Origin of the sequence: Sphingopyxis alaskensis RB2256, from assembly GCF_000013985.1 — a bacterium.
GTDB classification, from domain to species: Bacteria; Pseudomonadota; Alphaproteobacteria; order Sphingomonadales; family Sphingomonadaceae; genus Sphingopyxis; species Sphingopyxis alaskensis.
Map to the genome: position 1 here is coordinate 2,543,325 of NC_008048.1, position 22,378 is coordinate 2,565,702.

Consider the following 22,378-nt stretch of genomic DNA (forward strand, 5'->3'; position numbering starts at 1 on the left):
GCCGCTCAGCTGGTGCGCGTGACGACCACCGGTTTGCGGCGCCGGCGCAGCCAGCGGAAATCGGCGCGGCTGAAGCTCTTGAACAGCAGATAGAAGCCGGTGCCCGAGAGCCAGAGCGCGCCAAAGGCGACGAAAATGATGAGCGGGTGGTTGAAGCTCTTCCGGTTGATGTAATCCATGTTGTGGAGCATCCAGAAGAAGTCCCACGTCCGCCAGGTGTCGCCGCGCATGACGAGGAAGCGCGCGGTGTCGAGCGAGACATAGGCGCTGCTGTTCTCGTCGTCCGCGAAATCGACGCGCCACATCGCCCCCTCATGATCGCGCGATTCGAGGTTCGGCTTGGCGATTACGCTCACCTCTCGGATCGGCGCCTCGTTCATCATGGAGGCGACTTCGCGCGCCATGGCCTCGTCGACCCGGATGTGCTCGCCGCTTGTCGCGTCGACGAGACGGACGCCTTTTGCGGAGCGCACTTCATAGACCGGCCGGGTTCCGAGATCGCGAAGGATCACGCCCGTGACAGGTTCGCCGCGCGGCAGGGCCGCCACGTCGAAATATTCCCCCGGTGGCAGTGGATGCGCATGCGACATCCCGCCGCCGTGCCCGCCGACCTTATCCTTGTCGAGCAGCGCCATCACCGATCCGCTGAGCGCCCAGAGCAGGAACTGGAGACCCAGGATCAGCCCGACCCATTTGTGGATGCGCCGGAAGAAGAGCGGCGTCAGTCGGATGCGTTTCATGCCTGCTTCCTCTTGCGGCGTTTGAAGGACCAGATCAGCAACCACGCCCCGCTGATCGCCATCGCGAAGACGCTCCAGGTCGCGACGCGGAGCAACGGGTTGTTGACGTCGGTCCGCTCATCATAGTCCATGATGTGGAGCATCCACGCGAAGTCGAACACGCGCCACAATGCGTGGCGGCGCGAGATAAGCTCACCGGTCGTCGGCGACAGATAGAGCGTCGGGCGGTTCCAGCCCTCGAACTCGACCTGCCAATAGGGCGGCTTGCGCGACTGCATTTCCTGTGGCGCTTCGGTCAACAGCCGCACCGACACGATCTTGCCGTCGCCGGTGTAGATGCGCCGCGCCTGCTCGCGGACCTGGGACTCGGTAAGCGCAGGCAGCGGCGCACCCGAGCGGGCATCGAACAGCCGCGCCCCTTCGGGAGTTTCAGCGCGCCAGACGGGGCGATCGAAGAACCGCTGCAAGCGAACCTCGGACGCACCGGGCGCGGCCGCAACGATCCGCGACGGCGGCGCGAGGCCCGCGAGGTCGAAGGGCTGAACCATCGGCGCGCGCACGAGATGGTCGCCATGGATGGTGTCGATATGCACGACCACCATGTAGAAGCCGGTCAGCGTCCAGAGCAGCGCCTGGACGCCGACCACCAAGGCCAGCCATTTATGCGTTCGCCGGACGAGCAGCGGCCAACGGATCGCCATATCGATTACCCTCAGAACGCGGTGCGGAAGCCGACGTAGAAACGCCGTCCGAGCAGGTCATAGGTCATCGTGTCGGTGTTCGCATCGGTGAAGCTCTGGATATAGGGCGCCTTGCGATCGAAAAGATTGTCGACACCGACCTGGAACCGGGTCTTCTCGTCGATTTCGAAAGCGACCTGGAGATTGTGGTAGAAGACATTCGGCGTGCTGTAGCCGATGTCGCCGGGGGCCGCATTGAAGTCGGTCGCCTTGCCGATCCACTGGGTCGACCAGGTCGCGCTGACCCCGTCCTTTTCAGCGGTCAGCACGCCATAGCCGCGCCATTTCGGATAGCCGCCATTGCCGCCGCCGATAAAGCCGTCGAAGTCGATCGGCGCGCCGCCGGGGAAAGGCAGGACCACATATTTGTTGAGATAGGTCACGTTGACGTCGAGCGAGACGTTCACGCTGCCGATGTCATTGTTGTAAACGAGACCCAGATCGAGGCCGTTCATTTCTTCGCGGCCCGTGTTGATCGGTTGCGCGGAGAGGAAGGTAACCTCGCCGGTCAACGGGCTGCGGGTAAAATCTTCGCAGAAGGGATGCGAAAGATTCTGGCTCGCATAACAAATGCTGAGCTTTGTCGAGCCCGGAATAGCACGGATCGCATCCTTGATCTTGATGTCGAACCAGTCGGCAGTGAGCGAGAGTCCCGGAACCAGTCCCTTCGGTGAAATCACCGTCCCGACGGTCCAGGTCGTCGAGCTTTCGGGTTTCAGATTCTCGTTGCCGCCGACCGTTGTCAGGATCGTTGTACCGAGCTGAACATAATTGGCCGGCACGCCCGACGCCTGACAATTGGCGATCAGTGTCGCATTGCCGCTGGTCGAATAGCGCGAGCAGGGGTCGGTGGTCGTCAGATTGCCCTCGGAGACGCCGCCGAACAATTCGGGGACGTTCGGAATGCGAAAGCCGGTGCCGTAGGTGCCGCGCAGGCGGAAGCTGTCATTGATGACCCAGTCGACGCTCCCCTTGTAGTTCCAGTCGCTGCCGAACAGGTCGTAGTTCGAGTAGCGAACCGCGCCGTCGAGGGTAAGCGACTGGAAGAAGGGTGTGTCGGCCAGAACGGGCACCGACAGTTCGAGATAGGCTTCCTTCGCCGTGCTCGTTCCGGAGATCGGATCCTGCTGGTTGGTGTTGGCAATACCGAGCACCGTCAGCGGATCGGGATCGCGCCAACCCTTTTCCTTGCGATAGACGACACCCGCCGCGAAGGAGACGGGGCCTGCGGGCAGCTTGAAGAGATCGCCGTTGATATCGGCGGTGACCGTCGCAAGCTCGTTGCCGCCGCGGTCGCGCGACGTGAACAGGATATAGTCGAGAACCTCCGGGGTCAGGTCGCCGAACCCGAGATAGTCGGCGCAGGGGATCGTGGCACCGGCAGCAAGACTGCACTTGGTCGTATCGAGGGAATTCGCCACTCGCTCGAGATTGGCGATGTTGGTCGAACCATCGACCGCGGTGTTGCGGCCGAAGGCGCCCGCGATTTCCCATCCCCAATCGTTCGAGAGCTTGCCGCGGAGGCCAAACGTACCCTGCCAGGTATCGGTTTCCTGGAAGAATTGGCGCGGGCCGGGCTCGGCGAGGCGGCGCTGGATGAGGACGATATTCTGCCCCGTCGGATTGGTGGGATTGCTCGCCGCGATCGAGAGGTTGCGCAGCGTTCCGGGCGTCGCGATCTGATTCGACTTGCGGAAGGTGTAAAGGAATTCGCCGAACGCCTCGATATTGTCAGTGATGTCATAGTCGGCGAAAAACGCCGTGCTCACGCGCTCGACCGGGCTCACCGCGTTGAGGAACGGGTTCGAGTTGAAGTTGTGCTTGGCAGCGCTGTACGGCTCGAAGAAGTTGCCGTTACCGCCCAGCACCTGATTGAAGTTGATCTGCTGGCCGTTCGGCAGCACCGCGCGGCCGCCGATCGTCGAGGCGCTGTTCACGCAGCTCAGCATGCCGGGCGTGGTTTCGGCAAGCGAGCAAGGCGCGCGCGTTGCCATATTGACCGCGCTCGTCTTCTGATAGGTGACCGCCGCCATGAAACCGCCGCGATCGTTGCGGACGCCCCACAGGAGGTCGGCGGTGAAGTCCGAGCCATCGCCCTTTTCGGTGATGCCTTGGCGCACGCTGAGGCCGAGACCTTCATAGTCGGTGCGCGTTACAAGGTTGACGACACCCGCCATCGCGTCGGCGCCATAGATTGCCGAGGCGCCGTCCTTGAGCACATCGGTGCGTGCGAGCGCCGCGACGGGAATCATGTTGAGGTCGGGCGAGGAGTTCGCCCCGGTGCCGCCCGCGACGAGGCGGCGGCCGTTGAGCAGGACGAGGGTGCGCTTGATGCCGAGACCGCGCAGGTTCACCTGCGCCGTGCCATATCCATTGTTCGCCCAATAGGCCGACGTCTGGTTGCCCGCGAAACCGGCGTTGGCCGGCAAGCGCTGCAGCACCGTCTCGATATTGACGACGCCGGTGTTCTCGATCTGCTCGGCCGACACGACGGTCGCCGGGCCGACGCCTGCGAGGTCCTGGCGGCGGATGCGCGAGCCGGTCACGACGATGTCCGATCCGTTCGGAGCATCCTCGGCGGCGGGTGACTGCGTCGCGGCACCGCTCTGCGCGAGCGCGGGTGTTGCAAAAGTGGCGACCGCTGCGGCGCTGGCGAGCAAAATTGTCCTGGTCATCATAGCGAAACCCCCTGATGGTTGGCTGATTCCCCTCAGAGAGCATCAAATGTATATACAGGTCAATAAGAATTTATTGAATCATATCAATTGGTTATGAAGTAAATTCCGGGCGCACGATACCTATTAGATACGCACGCCAAAGCTCTACCCCTCATCAATTTTGAAATTTTTTTTCCGGCCTGAGCCTTTTCGCGCAAGGAGCCGGCTGGCCCCTCCCTCGGCTTACTTATGAAATGACATGATTAAGTGGGTCGGCACAGCTTGGGGGCGACCGACTTGAGCCGCTCAATGCGAAAGTATCTGTTCGAGAAAGGTCCGTGCGCGCTCGCTTTTCGGCGCGGCGAAAAAATCGGCCGGCCTTGCGTCTTCGATGATCTGGCCCTGATCCATGAAAAGAATGCGATCGGCCGCCTCGCGCGCGAATCCCATTTCGTGCGTCACGCACACCATCGTCCGTCCTTCGCCGGCAAGGGCCGTCATCACATCGAGTACCTCTTTGATCATCTCGGGATCGAGCGCCGATGTCGGCTCGTCGAAGAGAAGAATCCTGGGTTCCATCGCCAGAGCGCGAGCTATTGCGGCCCGCTGTTGCTGCCCTCCCGAGAGCTGCCCCGGATATTTGCCCGCCTGGTCGCCAATCCTCACTTTGTCCAAATAGGATATGGCGCGCGCCTCCGCCTCCGGAAGAGACAGGCCGCCGAGCAGGACGGGTGCGAGGGTGCAATTCTCGAGCACAGTCTTGTGCGGAAACAGATTGAACTGCTGAAAGACCATGCCGACGGCGCGGAGCGCCGCAACTGCCTCCCGCGACGCGTCGGTAATCTTGGCCCCCTCGATCAGGACGGCGCCGGAGTCGGGCACCTCGAGCCTGTTCATGCAGCGAATGAGCGTCGACTTGCCGGAGCCCGAAGGCCCGCAAATCACGATCCGCTCGCGCGGGGCGATTTCGAGGTCGATCGAGCGGAGCGCATGATAGGCGCCATAATATTTGTCGACCTGCCGCAAGCTGACGGCCGCGTGGCCCGAGGCGTCGGTCATGACGCCTGCCCCCGGCCGCGTAGCGCTCGTACCCGCGCGAAGGCTGCGGCGAGGTCGGCGATCAGATCCTGCGGCGCTTCGAGTCCGGCGTGAATGCGGATCAGCGCCCCATCTGCCTCGCCATTCGGAAAATCGCGGATCGGAGCGGGCCACGCCGGAACCGCGAGACTTTCGAAGCCGCCCCAGCTCGAACCCAGCTGGAATAACGAGAATTCGTTGAAAAAGGCGCTAGTTTGGGGCGGGGTAAGACCGTCGAGCTGAACACCGAACAATCCGGACGCACCGGTGAAATCCCGCTTCCAGATCGCATGGCCGGGGTCGGCGGGATGAGCCGGATAGCGGACCGCAACCACTTCGGGTTGCTGGGCGAACCATTCGATCAGCGTCGCCGCGGTACGCTGGTGGCGTTCAAGGCGCGCATCGAGCGTCCTGATGCCCCGGTGGACCAGATAGCAATTGTCGGGACTCGCGCAGTTGCCCCAGCGCGCCGCCGCGTCCTTGAGCTGGCGGTAGACGGCATCACTGGCGGCCGTCATCGTGCCGAGCAGACAGTCGGAGTGCCCCGAGAGATATTTGGTTGCCGAAGCAAGCGAGATGTCGACCCCGTGGGCCAAGGGCTTGAAGAAAAGCGGCGTCGCCCAGGTGTTGTCGAGAGCGGTCAATATGCCCCGGCTGCGTGCAACGGCCGTGATCGCGGGGACGTCGATCATATCGAATGTCTGCGAGCCCGGGGTCTCCATATAGATGAGCCGGGTGTTGCTGCGGCACAGCCCGGCAATCTCCGCTCCGATATCGGGCCGGAAATATTCCACCTCGACCCCGAAACGCGCGAGAACGTCGGTCAGAAACTTGCGGGTCGGCCCATAGACGCAATCCGCAACGAGCAGATGATCGCCCCCGGCCACGAAAGCCGTGAGGGCCAGCGCGATCGCGCTGGTTCCGGACGAGGTGATGACGGTGTTGCAGCCGCCTTCAAGTTCGCTGACAGCCTCGGCGAGCGCAAAGGTCGTTCGCGTTCCGTACAGGCCATAGATGACCTCATCGTAGAGACCCTGGTGCCGGTCCATATAGGCCTCGACGCTGTCGTAGATAATGGTCGAGGCTCGATCGACGGGCGGATTGATGAGGCCCCGCTGATCGCGCGGGCGGGGACCGCCGTGCACGGCACGCGTCGGATCCTGCCAAGCGTGCCCTTTCGGGCTCGCCGGCTCCTCGAGCCATTTTCCGTCATGATTATCCTGCATAGTCTAGTTTCCGTTCGATCTTCATGCTGAGCCGGGACAGGGAGAAACAGAGGAGGAAGAAGATTGTCCCGGTGAAAAGATAGGCTTCGGCGAAATAGGGTCGCCATTGCGCCTCGACGTAGGAGAGGCGGGTCGTCTGCAACAAATCGAAGACGCCGACGATGAGGACGAGCGTCGTGTTCTTCACCTCGCTAATCGAAGTGTTGACCAGTCCGGGTACGCTGACTTTCAGCGCCTGCGGCAACAGGATATGGCGCCGCGCCTGCCATTTGGTGAGGCCGAGAGCGTGCGCGGCCTCGGCCTGCCCGACGGGAACCGCCAGCAGGCCGCCCCGGATGACCTCGGCCATATAGGCGGCAGTGAAGAATATGAGCGCGAGCTGGACGCGCGGCAGGCTGTCGATCGAGAGATAAGAGGGCACGAACAGCGGAAACAGGACCGCAGCGAGGAAGAGCACCCCGATCAGCGGCGTTCCGCGAACCAGCTCGATGAAGACGACGCTCGGCCAGCGAATGCCGCGCCGCGTCGACCTGCGGCCGAACGCGAGGAGTATGGCCAGCGGAAACGCGCCGACCACCGCAAGGCTCGCGAGCAGCAATGTGACCGGCAGGCCGCTCCACTTCTCCATCGGGACATAGGAAAGGCCCGCGAATCCTCCTCGTAGCAGAAGTACCGCCACCGCGATCGCGCCGAGCCAGGCTAGGCCGAGGCGGCTACGCCAAAATCGCGGGACGAAGGAGAACGCGAGGCAGGAAAGCAGCGCCGTCGCCGCCGCTGCGGACCGCCACTGCTCGGCTTCGGGATAGGTTCCGAACAATATAAGCCGCGCATTTTCGCGGAGGAATGGCCAGCAGGCACCGCTGGCCAAACGGCAATCGGCCGCGCCCCCGGCGAATGTCGCCTCAAACAGCAGCCACGAGAGTCCCTTGCCGACGAAAGCCGCGGTCATGGCGAGGATCGCGATGGTCAGTATCGACTGGCGTCCTCCTCTGAACAGATTGCGCCGCATCCACGACGGCCAGGCCGCCGCCGAGCGTAGCGGAAAGGGTTCGAGGGGCGCCGACTGGATGCTGCGGCCGGGCTGCCCGGCAACGGTCCAGCCCAACCGGCGGGCATAGCGGCCGGTAACGAACGCCAAGGACAGCGAGAGCAGGAGAAACGTCGCGACGATCAGACCGACGCCTTCGATCGCCTGACCTGTCTGGCTGATGACGGTATCGACCACCGAGACAAATTCGGGATATCCGATCGCGACGCCCAGGGAGCTGTTCTTGATCGTGTTGAGATGCCAGCTCGTCATCGGCGGTATGGCAATGCGCAGCGCTTGCGGGATCACGATCCGTCCCATCGTTTGCGCGGGCGACAGGCCGAGCGCTTTGGCGGCCTCGCTCTGCCCTGCTGGAACGGCGAGGATCGCGCCGCGGAATATCTCGGCCAGATAGGCCGAGGCATAGACCGAAAGGCTGGTGACCAGAGTCAGAAACTCCGTTGAGAAGGACAGTCCGCCGACGGTTCCGAAGCGCCCCGCCCGCGGCAGATCGATCCCGCCCCACAGCAAGAGCGGCACCAGGGAGATGCCGGCGAAGGCCAGCGCAGTGCGCGTGCGAACGGCTCCTCGCCGCACGGCACCCAGCAGGATCGCACAGGCGACGATCGCGATGAGCAAGACCGGCCGTCCCGGATCGGCCAAGGAGAGCGCGGGGAGGTGCAATCCCCGATTATCGAGGTCGAACGGTCCGACGGCGCCCGGGCCGGGTCCGGGCAGACCGAACAGCAGCGCGGCGTACCAGACGAACATCTGGAGCAGCAGGGGAATATTGCGAACCAGCTCGATATAAAGGCCGGAGAGCCTCGCAAGCAGCCAGTTGGACGACAGGCGCGCCATGCAGACCGCGAGGCCGAGCAAGGTCGAGAAGATGATGCCGAGCGCCGATATCAGGAGCGTGTTGAGAAGACCCACCGCCAGCGCCGCGGCATAGGAATCGCCAGGCGCGTAAGCAATCAGCGTTTCGCCAATCGCGAAGCCCGCCCGGTCGAACAGGAAACCGAACCCCGTCCGGATGTTTCGGTCCGCTAGATTGTCCGCCAATGTCGCAAACAGGCCGTAGGCGACCACAAGCCCGCCCGCGATCAGCAGCCAGGGCAACGCAGCGATGGCAAGCCGCCTGTGTTTATGAGTCATCGCATCGGCAACGGGTAGATCAGCCCGCCGTCCCGATAGAGCTTATTCTGTCCGCGTTCGACGCCGAGCGGCGTAATGTGCCGGTCGAAGATTTCGCCATAATTGCCGGTCGCCTCGATTGCCCGGTACGCCCAGTCATCGTCGAGGCCGAGCGACTTGCCGAATCCGGGCAAGCCGCCGAGCATCTTGCGCACTTCAGGGTCGCGCGAGGCCATACGCATGCGCGCGGCATTCGCGCGGGTGACCCCCATTTCCTCGGCAGCGAAGAGCGCGTTCAGCACCCATTTGTTGATCTCATACCATTGCTCGTCGTCGCTGCGCACGACTGGGCCGACCGGTTCTTTGGTGAGCCGCTCGGGCAGCACCACATAATCGTCGGGATGTGCGGTGTCGGCCAGGCGGATCACCGTCAGCGTGAAGGCATCGGTGGTCATTGCGTCGCACCGCCCGGCAAAGAAGGCGAGCTTGGCTTCCTCGGGATTCTCGAACACGACCGACAGGAAACGCAGCCCCTTGCGCTCGAAATATTCGGCGGTGTTGAGTTCGGAGGTCGTCCCCTTGGTGATGCAGATCGATGCGCCATCGAGATCCGTCGGAAGCCGCACGCCCGATCGCCGGGGCACCAAGAAGCTCTGCCCGTCATAATACATGGTGCCGACGAAATTCACCCCGAGGTCGGTGTCGCGCGTCAGCGTCCATGTGGTCGTCCGCGACAGGACGTCGGCCTCGCCCGTCTGCACGATCGTGAAGCGCTTGTTCGAGGCGACCGGCATGAACCGGACCTTGCGGGCATCGCCGAGGACCGCAGCGGCGAGCGCCCGGCAGTAATCGACGAAGAAGCCCTGCCAGCGTCCGCGCTTGTCGAGATAGGACATGCCGAGCTGCCCCGTATGAATTGCGCAATTGAGCGTTCCGCGCGCGCGAATCCGCGCAAGCGTCGACCCCTTCGCCGCGGCGATTTCATGCCCACCGGTGCCGGCGGGCTCGCGGCCGCAGCCGCCGAGTAACAGGGCGCCTGCGGCGAGCAGCGCCGGTAACCAGCGGCGCGATGCGTGCGACCTATTCATAAACGAGGCTTTCAATGCTAGCGCCATAAGAAATAGCTATAGGGAGCGATGTCCGATGAACCTGCGTCACCTCGAAGCCTTCAGGGCCGTGATGCTCTCGGGATCGGTCACCCAGGCCGCGCAGTCGCTCAACCTGTCGCAACCCGCGGTGAGCAAGATGCTTGCCGAGCTCGAGCATCAGCTGGGCTTTCAGCTCTTCCTGCGTTCGCGCGGCAGCGCGCTCACCGTGACGCCCGAAGCCGACGCCTTTTTCTACGAAGTCGAGCGGAGCTTCTCCGGTATTGCGGCCCTGAAGCGGGTAGCGGAAGACATCCGCAACATGGCGACCGGCACGCTCCGGATCGCCGCCCTCCCGGCGCTCGCGGTCAGTTTCCTGCCGCGCGTGATCGCGGCCTTTCGCGAGACGCATCCCGGCGTCACCGTTCAGCTCCAGACCCGCAGTTCCTCGACGGTGCGGCAATGGATGGCGAACCAGCAGTTCGACATCGGGCTCGCGACGCCGGCGCGCGAATTGCCCGGCATAAGGATGGAGCGCTTCCTGCGCTGCCCCGGCGCCTGCGTTCTCCCTGCCGGCCACCGCTTGGCCGTCAAGGACGTCATCCGGCCGGCCGATCTCGAGGGCGAGCCCTTCATTTCGCTCGCGCTCGAGGACGGCGTGCGTCACCGCATCGACCGCATTTTCGAGGACGCGGGCGTCCACCGCGAGATGGTCATCGAAACCCAATATGCGATGACCATCTGCGCGCTTGTCATGCAGGGGGTCGGATGTTCGATTCTCAACCCCGTGACCGCAGCGGATTATGCCGAGCGGGGCCTTACGGTCCGTGATTTCGCGCCGGAGGTCCATTTCGAATATATGCTCTTCACGCCGAAGTTGAGGCCGATGTCCCAAGTCGCTGCGGCCTTTATCGCGGTGCTCGAATCCCACCGCGACGCGATGTTCGGCTCCGACGCCAGCTGAAGACACAAGACGCCGCACGGCCCTCACGGCCACCGATCAGAAGGAGGCGGTCGCGCGGACGTACCAGAAGCCCCCGTTGAACCCCGTCGGCGCGAAGCGGAGATATCGGATCCCGTTGTTGATCTGGGATTGCCGCGCCTCGACGTCGGGGTAATTGTCGAAGATATTCTCGCCGCCGACCGCGAGCTTGAGCATGTCGCTAACCTTGTAGGACAGCTCGAGATCGACCAGCAGTTCGGCGCCGCCCGTCTGGTCGGCAGCCGGTGCGGCGCCATAGTCGGTCCATTTGCCATAATAGTTCGCGCGCGCGACGAAGCCGAAGCGCTCGCCCGCATAAGTGAAGGACGCATTGCCCTTCCACTTCGGAACGAAGCCCTCGAGTTCGAGCAGCCGCTCGCGGTCCGCAGTGATCACCGGCGAGGCCTTGATGACATCGGTTTTGGTATAGTTGCCGTTGAGGCCGAGCGTGGCCTTGCCGTCGCCGAGGTCGAAGCCCACGGTGAGCACCGCATCGACGCCCTGGGTGCGGCTGTCGAAGGAATTGGTGAAGAAGCTCACCTGCTGGAAGGAATCCCCACCGGGAATGCCAAGCGCCGCGAGCTGCGCACGCTGCGCCGGGGTGAGATTGAAATTGCCCGATACGGCGATCCGGTCTTCGACCTTGATGTTGAAATAGTCGAGCGTGAAGGTGATGCGATTGGAGGGCTTCACCACGATGCCGCCGGCGACGTTGAACGAATTCTCGGGCCGAAGCGGCGTCGCGCCGAAGAATTGCGCCACCGGATTGTTGGGCGCGATAATGCCTGCGGTCAGCGGCGCCCCGGTTATCGAGTCGATGTTGGTCTGGACCTGCGAGGCGTTCGACTGGCCCGGCGTCGGCGCCCGAAAGCCGGTGTTGACCGATCCGCGCACCGCGAAGACGTCCGAGAAATCATATCGCCCGTTGATCTTCCAGGTGAATTTCGAGCCGAAGTCCGAGTAATTCTCGTAGCGGCCGGCAAGGCCGAACTGGAGCGCGTCGGTGAGATTGCCTTCGAGCGACGTATAGGCGGCCCAGTTGCTGCGCGCGAACTCGCCCGCCTGGATGGGACTGAAGCCCGGGAAGCCGTTCGAGCCGACCGGCAGTCCGACGCGGTTTCCGGTATCGGGATCGATGACCGACGCGAAAGGACCAACCTGCCATGATGCGATGTCGCCGGCCGTGATCTCATATGTCTCGCGCCGATACTCGAGACCGCCTGCAAGCGTCAGCGGATCGGAGGTGCCGATCGCGATGGGGTAAGTGAGATCGAGATTGAAAGCGAGTTCGCGCTGCTCGAGCTGCCCCGGCTTGAAGGAGGTCGGCGACGCGAGGCCAAGCGACGGATTGACCGTATTTTCGATCCGGTAGGAAGCATGGTTCTGACCATAGGAAGCGCTGAGGTCATAGGTCAGGCCCGAGGAGAATTCGCCCTTGAGGCCGGCCGCCAGCGCCGCATCGGTCACCGTGGCACCGAAATCCGGGGTGAAACCGCCGGGAAAGAGCTGGCGGAAGCTGAACCGCTGTCCTCCGGGCGTATTGGTGAGCGGAATCGAGGTGGAAATGAAGCTGGCATCGGGGTTGCGGTAAAAGAAGGCCGTCGTGCCGCGGCTCCAGCTATAGTTGCCGAAGGTGTAGAATTCCATCTCCTCCGACAGTTCGATGCCGGCATTGACGAAGATGCGCGCCGCCTCGGATTCGGGATTTCCCCAGCGCTGCGCCGGGACCGGGACATCCTGAACGCCGGCATCGATGAGCGCCTGCGCGTCGGGACGCTGAATGCCGCGCGACGTCGTGCTGGCGTTCACATATTCGCCGCTGATGTTGACGAAACCGGCGTCGGTGAAGGGAAGCCCGACATTGCCCTGGACGAGGAAATCCTCGCCGTCGCCCTTATAGAATTGGCCATAGCGGGCGATCAGCAATCCGCCTTCGCGGTCGCGGCGCAGACCGAAATTGAGGACGCCGGCGATCGCATCCGATCCATAGAGCGCCGACGCGCCGTCACGCAGAACCTCGAGCTGGCCGATCGCGATCGACGGGATCGCCGAAAGATCGGGTCCCTGCGATCCCCGGATATAGGGAACATTGGTGAACTGGACCGTCGCGCCGCGATGGCGCCGCTTGCCATTCACGAGCACCAGCGTCTGGTCCGGCGGCAGGCCGCGCAGCGAGAAAGGCCGGGTAAAAACGGCGCCGTCGTTGCTGACGAGGCGCTGGACATTGAGCGACGGGACCTCGGTGCGCAGGAGATCATTCATGTCGGCCGTGCCCTTTTCGAGCAGTTCGGCACCGGTGATGATGTCGATCGGCTGAGCGGAATCGGCCGCCTTGAGATCGTTCCGCCGCGTACCCGTCACGACGATTTCGCCCTGCGACGCGCCTGGCCCCGGCGCCTCTTTGGCGTTATCCTGCGCGAAGGCGGCGGCGGCCGACATGCCTGCCAGGACGGCGATAATCGAGCCACTCGTGCGAAGCAATTTCTTCATGGTCCCCTCCCATTTGCGAAAGCTCTCGGCTTCGCCACCGAGCTATCTTCGCGGCCTTGGCATGACCAGAAATAATCACCACTCATCGCTATAAACGAGATGGTTATTCCATATGGTTATATCTCTCGCTGCGGCATCGAGCAGCGCCCGACCGCGCGGCATGCCGGGCGCGGCGATGCCGGACACTTCGCGCAGCTTGTCCTCGACCGCCCGGGCGACATGCCGCGTCGGCACATGCTCCTTATTTTTTGTCCATATCGTGCCCGGCATGAGGATCGGGTTCGGGTTCGACAGGTTTCGGCGCTTCCGGCGCGGCCTTTGCCCGCGGCGGCACAGCGGCCTTCGCGGCGGGTTCTTGCTTGGGGCGGGATTTCTCCGGAGGCATCGCTTCTTCGGTCGGCGCCGCCGGGGCAGACGCGGCGGGCGGCTCGTCCGCTACGGGCATGGTCTCGACCATTGCGGGCGGCTCACCGGCAGTGACCTCACTCTGTTCCGGTGTGACGTCGCTCTGCTGCGCGGGCTCAGTGCCGCATCCTGCCAGAGCAAATATCAGCGCGGCGGCGCTCGCTAGGGGAATGAATCTCGTCATATCTGTCTCCTCTTCGTGTCGGCAGGTCATGCGCGGAATTCAGAAACCTTGCCGTCGCTGCCGAATGCCATCACTTCGAATGCGTCCGCGCTTCCGTCCGGCATTTCCATTCCCGGAGAACCGCGCGGCATGCCGGGCACGGCGATTCCGCGAATGTCGCGTGGCTTGTCGTGGAGGAGTCTCGCAACATGCCGCATCGGCACATGACCCTCGATCGCATAGCCGCCGATCACGGCCGTGTGGCACGACGCCAGCTGGCCAGGCACACCATATCGCGTCTTTACGGCGGCCATGTCAGCGCGGTTCTCGACAGTCACATCATAACCGGCCTTGCGTGCGATATCCGCCCAAGCTTCGCAGCAGCCGCATTCGGGATCGCGATAAACGAGCATTCGCTTGGGGCTGGACGTCTCGGCGCCCGGCGCGGGCGCCGCGCCATTCTTATCGCTGGTCGCCGCCGGGCCCGAGGCAGAATTGCATGCCGCAAGCGCCATCCCCGATCCGACCGCAATCAGGCCGAAAAGATGACGGCGCGTCATCAGATTTTTCATGTCATTTCCTCGCGAGAATGGATTTCATCTGTTCGATTTCGGCCGCCTGCCCCGCGATGATGCCGCGGCAGAGTTCGCGTATCTCGGCATCTTTGAGAGAAGCCTGTTCACACATGAGGATCGCGCCCGAGTGATGCGGGATCATCGAACGCAAGAAGGCCGTGTCGCCGATCGTCGTCTGTGTCCGGATGAGCCCGAAGCTCCCGAAGAAGGCAACTGCCGATCCCAGCAGCAGGAACGTATTGAGACGTTTCGACGGGAACATGCCCGGCATTGCGACGATCATCAGCACGACCATCGGCGAGACCATCATCAGCGTCATGTAGAGCATGTTGAGATTATTGTAGAAGCTCGAGAGGCGGTCGATCATGACGAACATCACCAGATACATGATGACGCCGCTGACGATCGTCTGCAGCGCGAGGCTGCGATAGGCTGGTTTCACGGCATTTCTCCTCGACGTGTCGCCACCCCGCGAAACTTCTAGAACCAGGCCCGCACCCCCATCACGAAGCTGACGCCGCTCGCATCCTCGCCCGCGGCGCGGGCAAAACGCGCGGTATCGCCGACCTTGCGCGCCCATTCGACGCCGACATAAGGCGCGAATTCCTTCACGACCTCGTAACGCAGGCGAAGCCCGAGCTCGAAATCCGAAAGCCCCGAACCAACGCCGGTCTCGGGGACATCCTGGAGCGCAAAATTGACCTCCGCCATCGGCTGGAGGATCAGTTTCTGGGTGATGCGCTGGTCGTAATAGCCTTCGAGCCGGGCGAGCAGATCACCCTTGTTCGAAAGAAACAGCGCGCCCTCGACTTCGAACCAATAGGGGGCGAGCCCCTCGAAGCCGATCGTCGCATAGGTGCGGTCGGGGCCGGGCCCAAGATCCTGCCTGATACCCGCCTGCGCGTTGAAATAGGGTCCGATCGCCCGGCTGTAGAGCGCCTGTACCTCGGCGCTCTCGATGCCTTCGCCGAACACGCCCTCGCCTTCGCTCTTGATCGTCAGCCGGTTAATGTCGCCGCCGTACCAAGCCTCACCGTCCCAGCGGAACCCGTCGCGGCCCTTGCGCGCCTGATATTCGGCAAGGTTGAAGCTGATGAAAGCGATGGTCTGCGCACCATTCTCTTTCATCATGTCGTGGCGCGAATGCTCCATTTCGGCTTGGGGATAAATGCGATCGGCATACCAGTCGCCGGGAGGCGCAGGCGCGGTAGCATCGCCCGGCGGCAAATCGGTGCCGCTAGCGCTGCTCGTGGTCGCCATGCCTTCCATTCCCGCCATCGCGTCCGCAGATCCGCCCTTCGGGGTGCAATGGCCCATTTTGGCATGTTCGGGCGGGCAATCGGGATCGGACGGCTGCGGTGCGCCATGATCCATCGCACCCATGTCCGAAGCGCCCTTGCCTGGAGCTTCCGCCTCAGGCGTACAATGACCCATCGCCGCATGTTCGGGCGGGCAGCTTGAAGCCTCGGGTTCCATGTCCATGCCCTGCATGTTCCCATGGTCCATCTGCTCCATCGACCCTTCGGCGGGCGCTTCGGGCGCGGACTGCGCTACGGGTGCTGGCGTTGGCGAGGGAGCGGGTGTCGGCGCGGGCGCCGCACCATGCATCGAATGATCCATCGACTGCGCCGCGGCGGGCACAGCAAAGGCCAGCGGGGCGATACCCGCGAGGAGAAGCGCGACCCGGGTCATTCGCCGTCTCCCTTCGGACGGACGCTGACGACGCGCATCATCCCCGCGTGCATGTGATAGAGAAGGTGGCAATGGAACGCCCAGTCGCCGAGCGCGTCGGCGGTGAAATCGAAGCTCGCGATGCCGCCCGGCTGGACAAGCACCGTATGCTTGCGCGGCGACCGGTCGCCCTTGCCCGTCACCAGTTCGAAAAAATGGCCGTGGAGGTGGATGGGGTGGCTCATCATCGAATCGTTGATGAGGTTGATCCGCACGCGCTCTCCCTCGATGAAGGGGATGGGCTCGTGATAGTCGGACATCTTGATGCCGTCGAACGACCACATGAAGCGTTCCATATTGCCGGTCAGATGGATGTCGAGCGAGCGCGAGGCGGCGCGGGTATCGGGGTTGCGCTCGAGCGCGACAAGGTCATGGTAGGTCAGCACCTTGTGCCCGACATTCTCCAGTCCCTGCCCCGGCTCGCCCATGCGATCCATCGGCATCGGCGAGATCGTCTGAACGCTGGGATCGCGCTTGACCTGCGGCGCGACACTGAAGTCGCGCATGCTGTGCTGCATGCCTCCGCCAGATCCATGATCCATGCCCGCCATCGCGCCGCTTTCCCCCGCTGGCGTACAATGGCCCATCTTGGCATGTTCGGGAGGACAAGAAGGGTCGCTCGCCGGCATGGGCATGGCGCCCATATCGCCGCCCGAATGGTCCATACCCGCCATCGCGCCGCCCGACATGTCGCCCATGCCCATGTCCTTCATGGTCGCGAGCGGCCGTTCGCGGAGCGGCGGCACCTCGGCGACCATGCCAGCGCGCGGTGCGAGCGTCGCGCGTCCCATGCCCGAGCGGTCATTGGCCTCGGCAACGAGCGTATAAGCACGGTCCTCGACCGGGGTCACGATGACGTCATAGGTTTCGGCGACCGCGATCTGGAACTCGTCGATCTCGGTCGGCACGACATTGAGGCCGTCGGCCTGCACCACGGTCATCCTGAGGCCCGGGATGCGGACGTTGAAGATCGTCATCGCCGACGCATTGACGATACGCAGGCGCACCCGCTCGCCCGGGCTGAAGAGCGCGGTCCAGTTGTCGCGCGGACCATGGCCGTTGACGAGGAAGGTGTATGTCGAACCATTGACGTCGGCGACGTCGGTCGGGTCCATCCGCATCTTGCCCCAATCGATCCGCTCCTTGAGCGGTTGATCCTTGCCGGCGAGCAGGCCCGCCAGCGTCTGGCGCTGCATGTTGAAATGGCCGGGATTGACCTTGAGCTTGCGGAAGATCGCCTCGGGCGACAATTGACTGTGGTCGGACAGGACGACGACATGCTCGCGATCGTAGCCGATCGGGTCGGCGCCCGCGGGATCGATGACGATCGGGCCGTAGTGGCCCAGCTGTTCCTGCAGCCCCGAATGGCTGTGATACCAATAGGTCCCCGACTGGACGACGGGAAACTCATACACGAACTGCGATCGCGGTTTGATGCCGGGGAAGCTGACGCCGGGCACGCCGTCCATCTGGAACGGCAGGATCAGCCCGTGCCAGTGGATCGAGCTGTCCTCGTCGAGATCGTTGACGACGGTCAGGCGCGCTGTCTGCCCTTCCTTTAGACGGACGAGCGGCGCGGGCACGGTGCCGTTGATCCCGATCGCGCGGCTGACCTTGCCGTCGATCCGCATCGTCTGCCGGGCGATGCGCAGCGTTATGTCATTGCCGGATACGGTCGGAAGCGGCGCGGTGATGCCGGACGACACCGACTGGGCCCAGGCCGGGAACCATGCGGCCATCGCCGCAGCAGCCCCTCCACCCAAAGCTCCACTGACGAACCGACGCCTTTCCATCTGCATATTCTTTCCGACCGTTACTGACTGTTCCTAAAGCTATACGCAGGCGGCACGCCTGCCCCTCAATAAAAATGCCGGACGATGAGGAGATGCCGCCTGAACGAGCGGTCGAACCCTCAACCCTCGGCGCTCGCAGATGTTCCCGCGAGCAATTCCCGGAGCCTGGTCCGCGCTCGATAGAGGCGCGTTTCGACTGTTTTCTCGCTGACCCGCAAAATGACCGCTGTTTCGGCCTGGCTGACCTCGTCGACACCGCGGAGGAGCAACACTTCGCGCAAATTCTGCGGCAGCTGATCGATCGCCCCGCGAACCCTGGCGAGCTCTCGCCTGTCGGTCGCCGCGGAATCGGGCCCAGGACCATCGCTTGCTACGTGATGCGCATTTTCGAGCGGGAGCGCGCGGGAGAAAAAGGCGCGCACCTTTCGCCGTCGTGCCCAGTCGCGACATTTGTTGAGCGCGATACGGGCGATCCATGTGCGGAAGGGGCGTTCGCCATCATAGCGATCGAGCGCCGAAAAGCCGGAGACGAACGTCTCCTGCGTCAAATCCATCGCCTCGTCGGCATCGCCGATCTGCTTTACGATGAGCCGGTAGACGCCCGTTTTGTAACGGCGCAGCAACTCGCGATAGGCGTCTTCGCGGTGCGCGCGCGCAAAGGCCGCCAGATCCTGGTCGCTACATTGCGATAGGTCGGCGCTCACCGCGCATCGGCGGTCAGCGCCTTGACCACGCTTTTGTCGAACATTTCCGCTTGATCGGGGTTGAGAACCCCGCGCATCGCGAAGAGATGCTGGAGCGTTTCCTTCTGCAATGTCCCCATCACCTCATGCGTCTCGTCGATCGCCTCGGTGACGCGCGGTCCATAGCCATGCTCGGCTTCGATCGCCTGCGCGAGCCGGACATTGGCGGCGCGCATCTCGAGTTCGAGCGCCTGGCGGCGACCGGCGAAGTCGGCTTCGATCCGCTCGAGTTTCTTTTCCTGCTCCGGGGTCAGGTCGAGTTGGCTGTGGAGAAGCGCATGAAGTTCGGTTTCGCTGGCTTTGGGCGCATCGGCTACCAGACGGCCGATGAACACGCCGGCAATCGCCGCGGCGAAGGCAATGAGCCCCAAGAGAAGAAGACGGCGCGACGGCATCGCTACTGTACATCCAGCAAGGTGGAAGGCACCAATGCGCTAGGCGGGCCGAATGGGGTCAGGGGGCTTGCCGCGACCGCCGGCTGGGAAATCGCACTCCCCGCAAAGACACCGCCGCCGAGCGAGACAAAGGCCGCGAGCGCCATCAGGCGGCGCATCGCTACCGCTTCGCGCCGGCGGATCGCCAATGCGCCCATGATGCGATCATCGAGCGCATCGAGCGCTGCGGGCAGATCGATCCTGTTCAAAATGCGAAGCTCCTTATCCATCGATCGTCTCTTCAAACCTTTCCATCATTGTACATACGCGCCGAAGCGCCTCACCCCTCACACCAGAATATTATTCCGGAATATTTGAGGGCCATGCCGATATCCTGCGTATTAGCAGGACAGACACGCATTTGGAGGTGTTCATGTTCAAGTCTCTTCTCCCCTCTGCAGCGGCGGCTTTCGCTCTGCTTCTCATGCCGGCCACGGCAAGCGCGCACACCAAGCTCGTCAGCTCGACGCCCGCCGCCAATTCGACCGTTTCGAAGGTCACGTCGGTCAATCTTCAGTTCAACGAAAAGATCGTCGCCTCGACCCTCAAGACCGAGCTGGTCATGACCGGCATGCCCGGCATGGCCAATCATGCCCCGATGAAGGTGCCTTACTCGTCGATGATGGGCAAAGAGGGCAAGTCGGCGATGCTGATGCTCAAGCGGCCGCTGACAGCCGGAACCTACAAGGTCACATGGTCGGCGGCGGGCGCTGATACCCACCGCATGGGCAGCGAATTCAGCTTCACCGTAAAGTAAAAGACGGTGGGGGACCCCGTTCTGATCGGCATCAGGTTCGCACTTTATGCGGACCTGATGCTCATCGCCGGCCTTGCTGCGTTCCCGCTTTTTGCGCTGACACGGAGCGAACGCCTTGCGCCGCAGTCGATGATGGCCTCGATCTGGCGCGCAGAGCGATGGCTCTGCGCCGCCGGACTGCTTCTCTCCATCTTGGGGATGGGCGTGCTCGCGGCTTCGATGCAGGGTGTGGGGCTCCTCTCCCTGGAACTCCAGCCTTTTTGGGACCTTGTTCGCGAGACCGAGGTCGGCACAGCCTGGGTCTACCGGAGCGCAGCGCTGCTGCTCGCGCTGGGAGTCGCGATCTGGATGGTCCGCTGGCCGACAACTTCGGCCGCCGTACTCGCGGCCGCGGGCTCGGTGGCCGTCGCGAGTCTGGTCTGGTCCGGCCACGCCGGCGCGACCGAAGGCGCCGCAGGCACCGTGCACCGGATCAGCGACATCTTGCACCTGATTGCAGCGGCGGTCTGGATCGGCGCGATCGGCGCCTTCCTGATCCTGATCTCACCACGTCGTGTCCGCGAATGGCCGGGCGGACTCCAAATTGCGGCGCGGAGCCTCGATCAATTCTCGCGCGTCGGTACGATCTGCGCCCTCGTCATCGCCGCCACCGGCCTCGTCAACAGCCAGATGATCGTCGGCGCCGAGAATCTCGGCCGTTCCCTCGGCTCGCCCTATGGACAATTGCTTCTCGCCAAGCTTGCGCTGTTCGGACTGATGCTGGCGCTCGCGGCGGCGAACCGCTGGCGGCTGACCCCGGCGCTCGCGGCCGCCGTCCCGGGGACCGATACCGACAATGTCGACGCCGACCCCGACCTCGCGATTGCAGCCATGCGCAGAAGCCTCATCATCGAAGCGTCGGCCGCGCTCGCCATACTCGCGCTGGTTGCCTGGTTCGGCACGCTCGAACCCTTCGTCACCGCCGATCCGGTTTGACCCCAAGCACCGCCTCTTGGTCGGGTTCGATCATGCTCGGGACCGGCTGGGCGCTCATTGACGCGCGCATCGGGAGCAGCCGTCCCCATAACCATGTGGCGCACCAGATCAGCCTCGCCATCGAACGCGACCTCGAAATTTCCGGTGATGCCGACCTGATAGTTCCCGCCGGACACGCCATTGCGATAGCGTCGCATGTCCGGCACCGCCTCGGGCCGCCGGGCGCCCTCGTGCGGTCATTTTATCTCGACCCGCTTTTTCGTGCCGACGCGCGGCTGTCCGCCGGATCGGCGCCCGTCCTGTTGACACCAGTAGAGACGGCCGGACTATGCGATATCGCTAGCGGCGCGGACGCGAAGCGCTGGGCGTCCGACTATCTCGACCGGTCGCAGGTGCGTCCGGTGGATGCACGCCTGTCCGAGGCGCTCGCGGCCCCTAGTGATTTGTCGACCGCGCGCGCGTTGGCCGACGTCGCCTGCCTCTCGCCCTCGCGCCTTCGCGAAATCGTCTGCCGCGACTTCGGCGTGCCTCCGGCCAAATTGCTGCAGTGGCTCCAGCTTCAACGCGCCGTGCGGGCGCTGGTCGGCGGCGGAGGTCTCGCCGACGCAGCGGCGGCGGGAGGCTTCGCCGATCAGTCGCACTTCACGCGCCGCTGCGCTCAATGGCTAGGCGTGACGCCTTCGGCTGGCCTTAGCGCCTTCGCGTTCGAAATCGTGCCCTGAGCCGGATGCGCCTCGCACCGCGTCGCTCCGGCGAAACATTCAAGACCGCCGCGCCTGCTTGCCCCTAAGCGTCTCCTCGAGACCGGCGAGTGCGGCCGCAATCCGGCGGCAAGCCAAAGCGTCGAAAGGAGACGGCCATGCCCGACCCGAAACCCGTAGCAAGATCCTACACGCCAGCGGCAGGATATCACTTCCTGACGCCCTTTTATGATTTCGGCGTCGCGGTGACGACGCGCGAGCGCGTGTGGCGCGACCGTCTCGTTCGCCATATGGCGCTCGGCGAGGGTGACGTCATTCTCGATATCGGCTCGGGTACGGGAAATCTCGCGCTGGCGATCGCTCGCCATAGCCGGGACGTCCGCTATCTTGGTTTCGACCCCGACGAGGCCGCGACGCGAATTGCCCGAACGAAGACCGCGCAGATTGTTCCACCGCCGGAGTTTCGAGTTGGCTTTTTCGCGGCTTCGGCGATCGATGACTGGCCCTCGCCTTCCAAGATTGCGATCTGCCTCGTCCTTCATCAGGTCGGGCTTGAGGAAAAGGCACGTCTGCTACGCGAGGCCCGGCAGGTGCTCGCGCCGGGCGGCAAACTCTATGTCACCGACTATGGAGAACAGCGCAGCCGCCTCATGCGGTTGCTGTTCCGCCTGACGATCCAGCAGCTCGACGGCGTCCAGGACACCCAACCCAACGCCGATGGATTGCTCCCGGTGCTGATGAGAGAGGCAGGCTTTTGCGATGTTCGCGAACTTGAGACGTTCCGCACGCCAACCGGTGCGATCGCGATCATCGAGGCCCGAAAGCCCGGGACCTGACGGCACAGGGCAAAGAAAATCCAAGGGATAATCGCCTTTCTTGCGTATCGATAGAAGCGGCTCCATTCTGGAACCGCCAGGAACGACGCCAGCGGCGAACTCGACCG

At 63.6% G+C, this 22,378-nt stretch carries 21 protein-coding genes; 5 read left to right on the forward strand and 16 right to left on the reverse strand.

Features of this window, described 5'->3' with window-relative positions; genetic code table 11:
• Window positions 1-5: 5 nt before the first annotated feature.
• The 7 genes from SALA_RS12280 to SALA_RS12310 all read right to left on the reverse strand — a co-directional run bounded on the left by SALA_RS12280 (window position 6) and on the right by SALA_RS12310 (window position 9,689).
• Window positions 6-740, reverse strand: a complete 735-nt coding sequence (locus SALA_RS12280) for a PepSY domain-containing protein (protein WP_011542691.1) — start codon at window positions 738-740, stop codon at window positions 6-8.
• Window positions 737-1,441 carry a PepSY domain-containing protein gene (locus SALA_RS12285; protein ID WP_011542692.1) on the reverse strand — a complete coding sequence of 235 codons (705 nt, stop codon included), beginning with the start codon at window positions 1,439-1,441 and terminating at the stop codon, window positions 737-739. The genes SALA_RS12280 and SALA_RS12285 overlap by 4 nt, the downstream gene beginning before the upstream one ends.
• Before the next feature lie 11 nt (window positions 1,442-1,452).
• On the reverse strand, window positions 1,453-4,158 hold the full coding sequence (locus SALA_RS12290; RefSeq protein WP_011542693.1) for a TonB-dependent receptor domain-containing protein: 2,706 nt from the start codon (window positions 4,156-4,158) through the stop codon (window positions 1,453-1,455).
• A 285-nt stretch (window positions 4,159-4,443) separates the two neighbouring features.
• Window positions 4,444-5,196, reverse strand: a complete 753-nt coding sequence (locus SALA_RS12295) for an amino acid ABC transporter ATP-binding protein (RefSeq protein WP_011542694.1) — start codon at window positions 5,194-5,196, stop codon at window positions 4,444-4,446.
• A complete protein-coding gene (gene metC, locus SALA_RS12300) occupies window positions 5,193-6,359 on the reverse strand; it encodes a cystathionine beta-lyase (protein ID WP_041384105.1) in 1,167 nt (388 codons plus the stop codon). The genes SALA_RS12295 and metC overlap by 4 nt, the downstream gene beginning before the upstream one ends.
• A 70-nt stretch (window positions 6,360-6,429) precedes the next feature.
• Window positions 6,430-8,622 (reverse strand): ABC transporter permease subunit, encoded by a 2,193-nt coding sequence (locus tag SALA_RS16465; protein WP_011542696.1) that lies wholly within the window; start codon window positions 8,620-8,622, stop codon window positions 6,430-6,432.
• The gene (locus SALA_RS12310; RefSeq protein ID WP_120694176.1) at window positions 8,619-9,689 is read right to left on the reverse strand and encodes an amino acid ABC transporter substrate-binding protein; all 1,071 of its coding nucleotides are present in this window, start codon (window positions 9,687-9,689) and stop codon (window positions 8,619-8,621) included. The genes SALA_RS16465 and SALA_RS12310 overlap by 4 nt, the downstream gene beginning before the upstream one ends.
• Before the next feature lie 55 nt (window positions 9,690-9,744).
• On the opposite strand from SALA_RS12310, the gene SALA_RS12315 reads away from it, so the two are divergent.
• Entirely contained in the window at window positions 9,745-10,650 is a 906-nt protein-coding gene (locus SALA_RS12315; protein WP_003046376.1) for a LysR substrate-binding domain-containing protein, read from the forward strand.
• A 36-nt stretch (window positions 10,651-10,686) separates the two neighbouring features.
• On the opposite strand, the gene SALA_RS12320 is transcribed toward SALA_RS12315, so the two are convergent.
• The 9 genes from SALA_RS12320 to SALA_RS12360 all read right to left on the reverse strand — a co-directional run bounded on the left by SALA_RS12320 (window position 10,687) and on the right by SALA_RS12360 (window position 19,211).
• On the reverse strand, window positions 10,687-13,158 hold the full coding sequence (locus tag SALA_RS12320; RefSeq protein ID WP_011542698.1) for a TonB-dependent receptor plug domain-containing protein: 2,472 nt from the start codon (window positions 13,156-13,158) through the stop codon (window positions 10,687-10,689).
• A 241-nt stretch (window positions 13,159-13,399) separates the two neighbouring features.
• Window positions 13,400-13,747 carry a hypothetical protein gene (locus SALA_RS12325; RefSeq protein WP_003046382.1) on the reverse strand — a complete coding sequence of 116 codons (348 nt, stop codon included), beginning with the start codon at window positions 13,745-13,747 and terminating at the stop codon, window positions 13,400-13,402.
• Between the two features lie 26 nt (window positions 13,748-13,773).
• Window positions 13,774-14,286, reverse strand: a complete 513-nt coding sequence (locus SALA_RS12330; RefSeq protein ID WP_237700870.1) for a DUF411 domain-containing protein — start codon at window positions 14,284-14,286, stop codon at window positions 13,774-13,776.
• Between the two features lie 13 nt (window positions 14,287-14,299).
• Window positions 14,300-14,689, reverse strand: a complete 390-nt coding sequence (locus SALA_RS12335) for a DUF305 domain-containing protein (protein WP_223181178.1) — start codon at window positions 14,687-14,689, stop codon at window positions 14,300-14,302.
• Window positions 14,690-14,781: 92 nt separating this feature from the next.
• Complete coding sequence (locus SALA_RS12340) at window positions 14,782-15,993, reverse strand: copper resistance protein B (RefSeq protein ID WP_003046391.1); 1,212 nt, start codon at window positions 15,991-15,993, stop codon at window positions 14,782-14,784.
• Window positions 15,990-17,825, reverse strand: coding sequence for a copper resistance system multicopper oxidase (locus SALA_RS12345; RefSeq protein ID WP_407635751.1), 1,836 nt, complete (start codon window positions 17,823-17,825; stop codon window positions 15,990-15,992). Before SALA_RS12345 ends, SALA_RS12340 begins: the two co-directional genes overlap by 4 nt.
• Window positions 17,826-17,944: 119 nt before the next feature.
• A complete protein-coding gene (locus SALA_RS12350; RefSeq protein ID WP_003046398.1) occupies window positions 17,945-18,529 on the reverse strand; it encodes an RNA polymerase sigma factor in 585 nt (194 codons plus the stop codon).
• Window positions 18,526-18,963 (reverse strand): periplasmic heavy metal sensor, encoded by a 438-nt coding sequence (locus tag SALA_RS12355; RefSeq protein ID WP_011542701.1) that lies wholly within the window; start codon window positions 18,961-18,963, stop codon window positions 18,526-18,528. Before SALA_RS12355 ends, SALA_RS12350 begins: the two co-directional genes overlap by 4 nt.
• Before the next feature lie 2 nt (window positions 18,964-18,965).
• A complete protein-coding gene (locus SALA_RS12360; protein ID WP_137870392.1) occupies window positions 18,966-19,211 on the reverse strand; it encodes a hypothetical protein in 246 nt (81 codons plus the stop codon).
• A 158-nt stretch (window positions 19,212-19,369) separates the two neighbouring features.
• Between SALA_RS12360 and copC the strand changes: the two genes are divergently transcribed.
• The 4 genes from copC (at window position 19,370) to SALA_RS12380 (ending at window position 22,271) form a co-directional block, all read left to right on the forward strand.
• Window positions 19,370-19,759: a copper homeostasis periplasmic binding protein CopC gene (copC, locus tag SALA_RS12365; protein WP_232003687.1), complete on the forward strand. Its 390-nt coding sequence runs from the start codon at window positions 19,370-19,372 to the stop codon at window positions 19,757-19,759.
• A gap of 6 nt (window positions 19,760-19,765) precedes the next feature.
• Window positions 19,766-20,734, forward strand: a complete 969-nt coding sequence (gene copD, locus SALA_RS12370) for a copper homeostasis membrane protein CopD (protein ID WP_011542703.1) — start codon at window positions 19,766-19,768, stop codon at window positions 20,732-20,734.
• Window positions 20,735-20,766: 32 nt separating this feature from the next.
• A complete protein-coding gene (locus SALA_RS12375) occupies window positions 20,767-21,456 on the forward strand; it encodes a helix-turn-helix domain-containing protein (RefSeq protein ID WP_011542704.1) in 690 nt (229 codons plus the stop codon).
• Between the two features lie 137 nt (window positions 21,457-21,593).
• Window positions 21,594-22,271: a class I SAM-dependent methyltransferase gene (locus SALA_RS12380; protein ID WP_011542705.1), complete on the forward strand. Its 678-nt coding sequence runs from the start codon at window positions 21,594-21,596 to the stop codon at window positions 22,269-22,271.
• Window positions 22,272-22,378: the final 107 nt, after the last annotated feature.

Excerpts from the sequence above, each read along its gene's own strand:
- SALA_RS12290 (WP_011542693.1), bottom strand. The coding sequence starts at position 4,158 with ATGATGACCAGGACAATTTTGCTCGCCAGCGCCGCAGCGGTCGCCACT.
- SALA_RS12315 (WP_003046376.1), top strand. The coding sequence starts at position 9,745 with ATGAACCTGCGTCACCTCGAAGCCTTCAGGGCCGTGATGCTCTCGGGA.
- SALA_RS12285 (WP_011542692.1), bottom strand. The coding sequence starts at position 1,441 with ATGGCGATCCGTTGGCCGCTGCTCGTCCGGCGAACGCATAAATGGCTG.
- SALA_RS12280 (WP_011542691.1), bottom strand. The coding sequence starts at position 740 with ATGAAACGCATCCGACTGACGCCGCTCTTCTTCCGGCGCATCCACAAA.
- SALA_RS12320 (WP_011542698.1), bottom strand. The coding sequence starts at position 13,158 with ATGAAGAAATTGCTTCGCACGAGTGGCTCGATTATCGCCGTCCTGGCA.
- SALA_RS12340 (WP_003046391.1), bottom strand. The coding sequence starts at position 15,993 with ATGACCCGGGTCGCGCTTCTCCTCGCGGGTATCGCCCCGCTGGCCTTT.
- SALA_RS12310 (WP_120694176.1), bottom strand. The coding sequence starts at position 9,689 with ATGAATAGGTCGCACGCATCGCGCCGCTGGTTACCGGCGCTGCTCGCC.
- SALA_RS12355 (WP_011542701.1), bottom strand. The coding sequence starts at position 18,963 with ATGCCGTCGCGCCGTCTTCTTCTCTTGGGGCTCATTGCCTTCGCCGCG.
- SALA_RS12380 (WP_011542705.1), top strand. The coding sequence starts at position 21,594 with ATGCCCGACCCGAAACCCGTAGCAAGATCCTACACGCCAGCGGCAGGA.
- SALA_RS12330 (WP_237700870.1), bottom strand. The coding sequence starts at position 14,286 with ATGACGCGCCGTCATCTTTTCGGCCTGATTGCGGTCGGATCGGGGATG.
- SALA_RS12335 (WP_223181178.1), bottom strand. The coding sequence starts at position 14,689 with ATGTATCTGGTGATGTTCGTCATGATCGACCGCCTCTCGAGCTTCTAC.
- SALA_RS12345 (WP_407635751.1), bottom strand. The coding sequence starts at position 17,825 with ATGGAAAGGCGTCGGTTCGTCAGTGGAGCTTTGGGTGGAGGGGCTGCT.
- SALA_RS12325 (WP_003046382.1), bottom strand. The coding sequence starts at position 13,747 with ATGACGAGATTCATTCCCCTAGCGAGCGCCGCCGCGCTGATATTTGCT.
- SALA_RS12295 (WP_011542694.1), bottom strand. The coding sequence starts at position 5,196 with ATGACCGACGCCTCGGGCCACGCGGCCGTCAGCTTGCGGCAGGTCGAC.
- SALA_RS12375 (WP_011542704.1), top strand. The coding sequence starts at position 20,767 with ATGCTCGGGACCGGCTGGGCGCTCATTGACGCGCGCATCGGGAGCAGC.
- SALA_RS16465 (WP_011542696.1), bottom strand. The coding sequence starts at position 8,622 with ATGACTCATAAACACAGGCGGCTTGCCATCGCTGCGTTGCCCTGGCTG.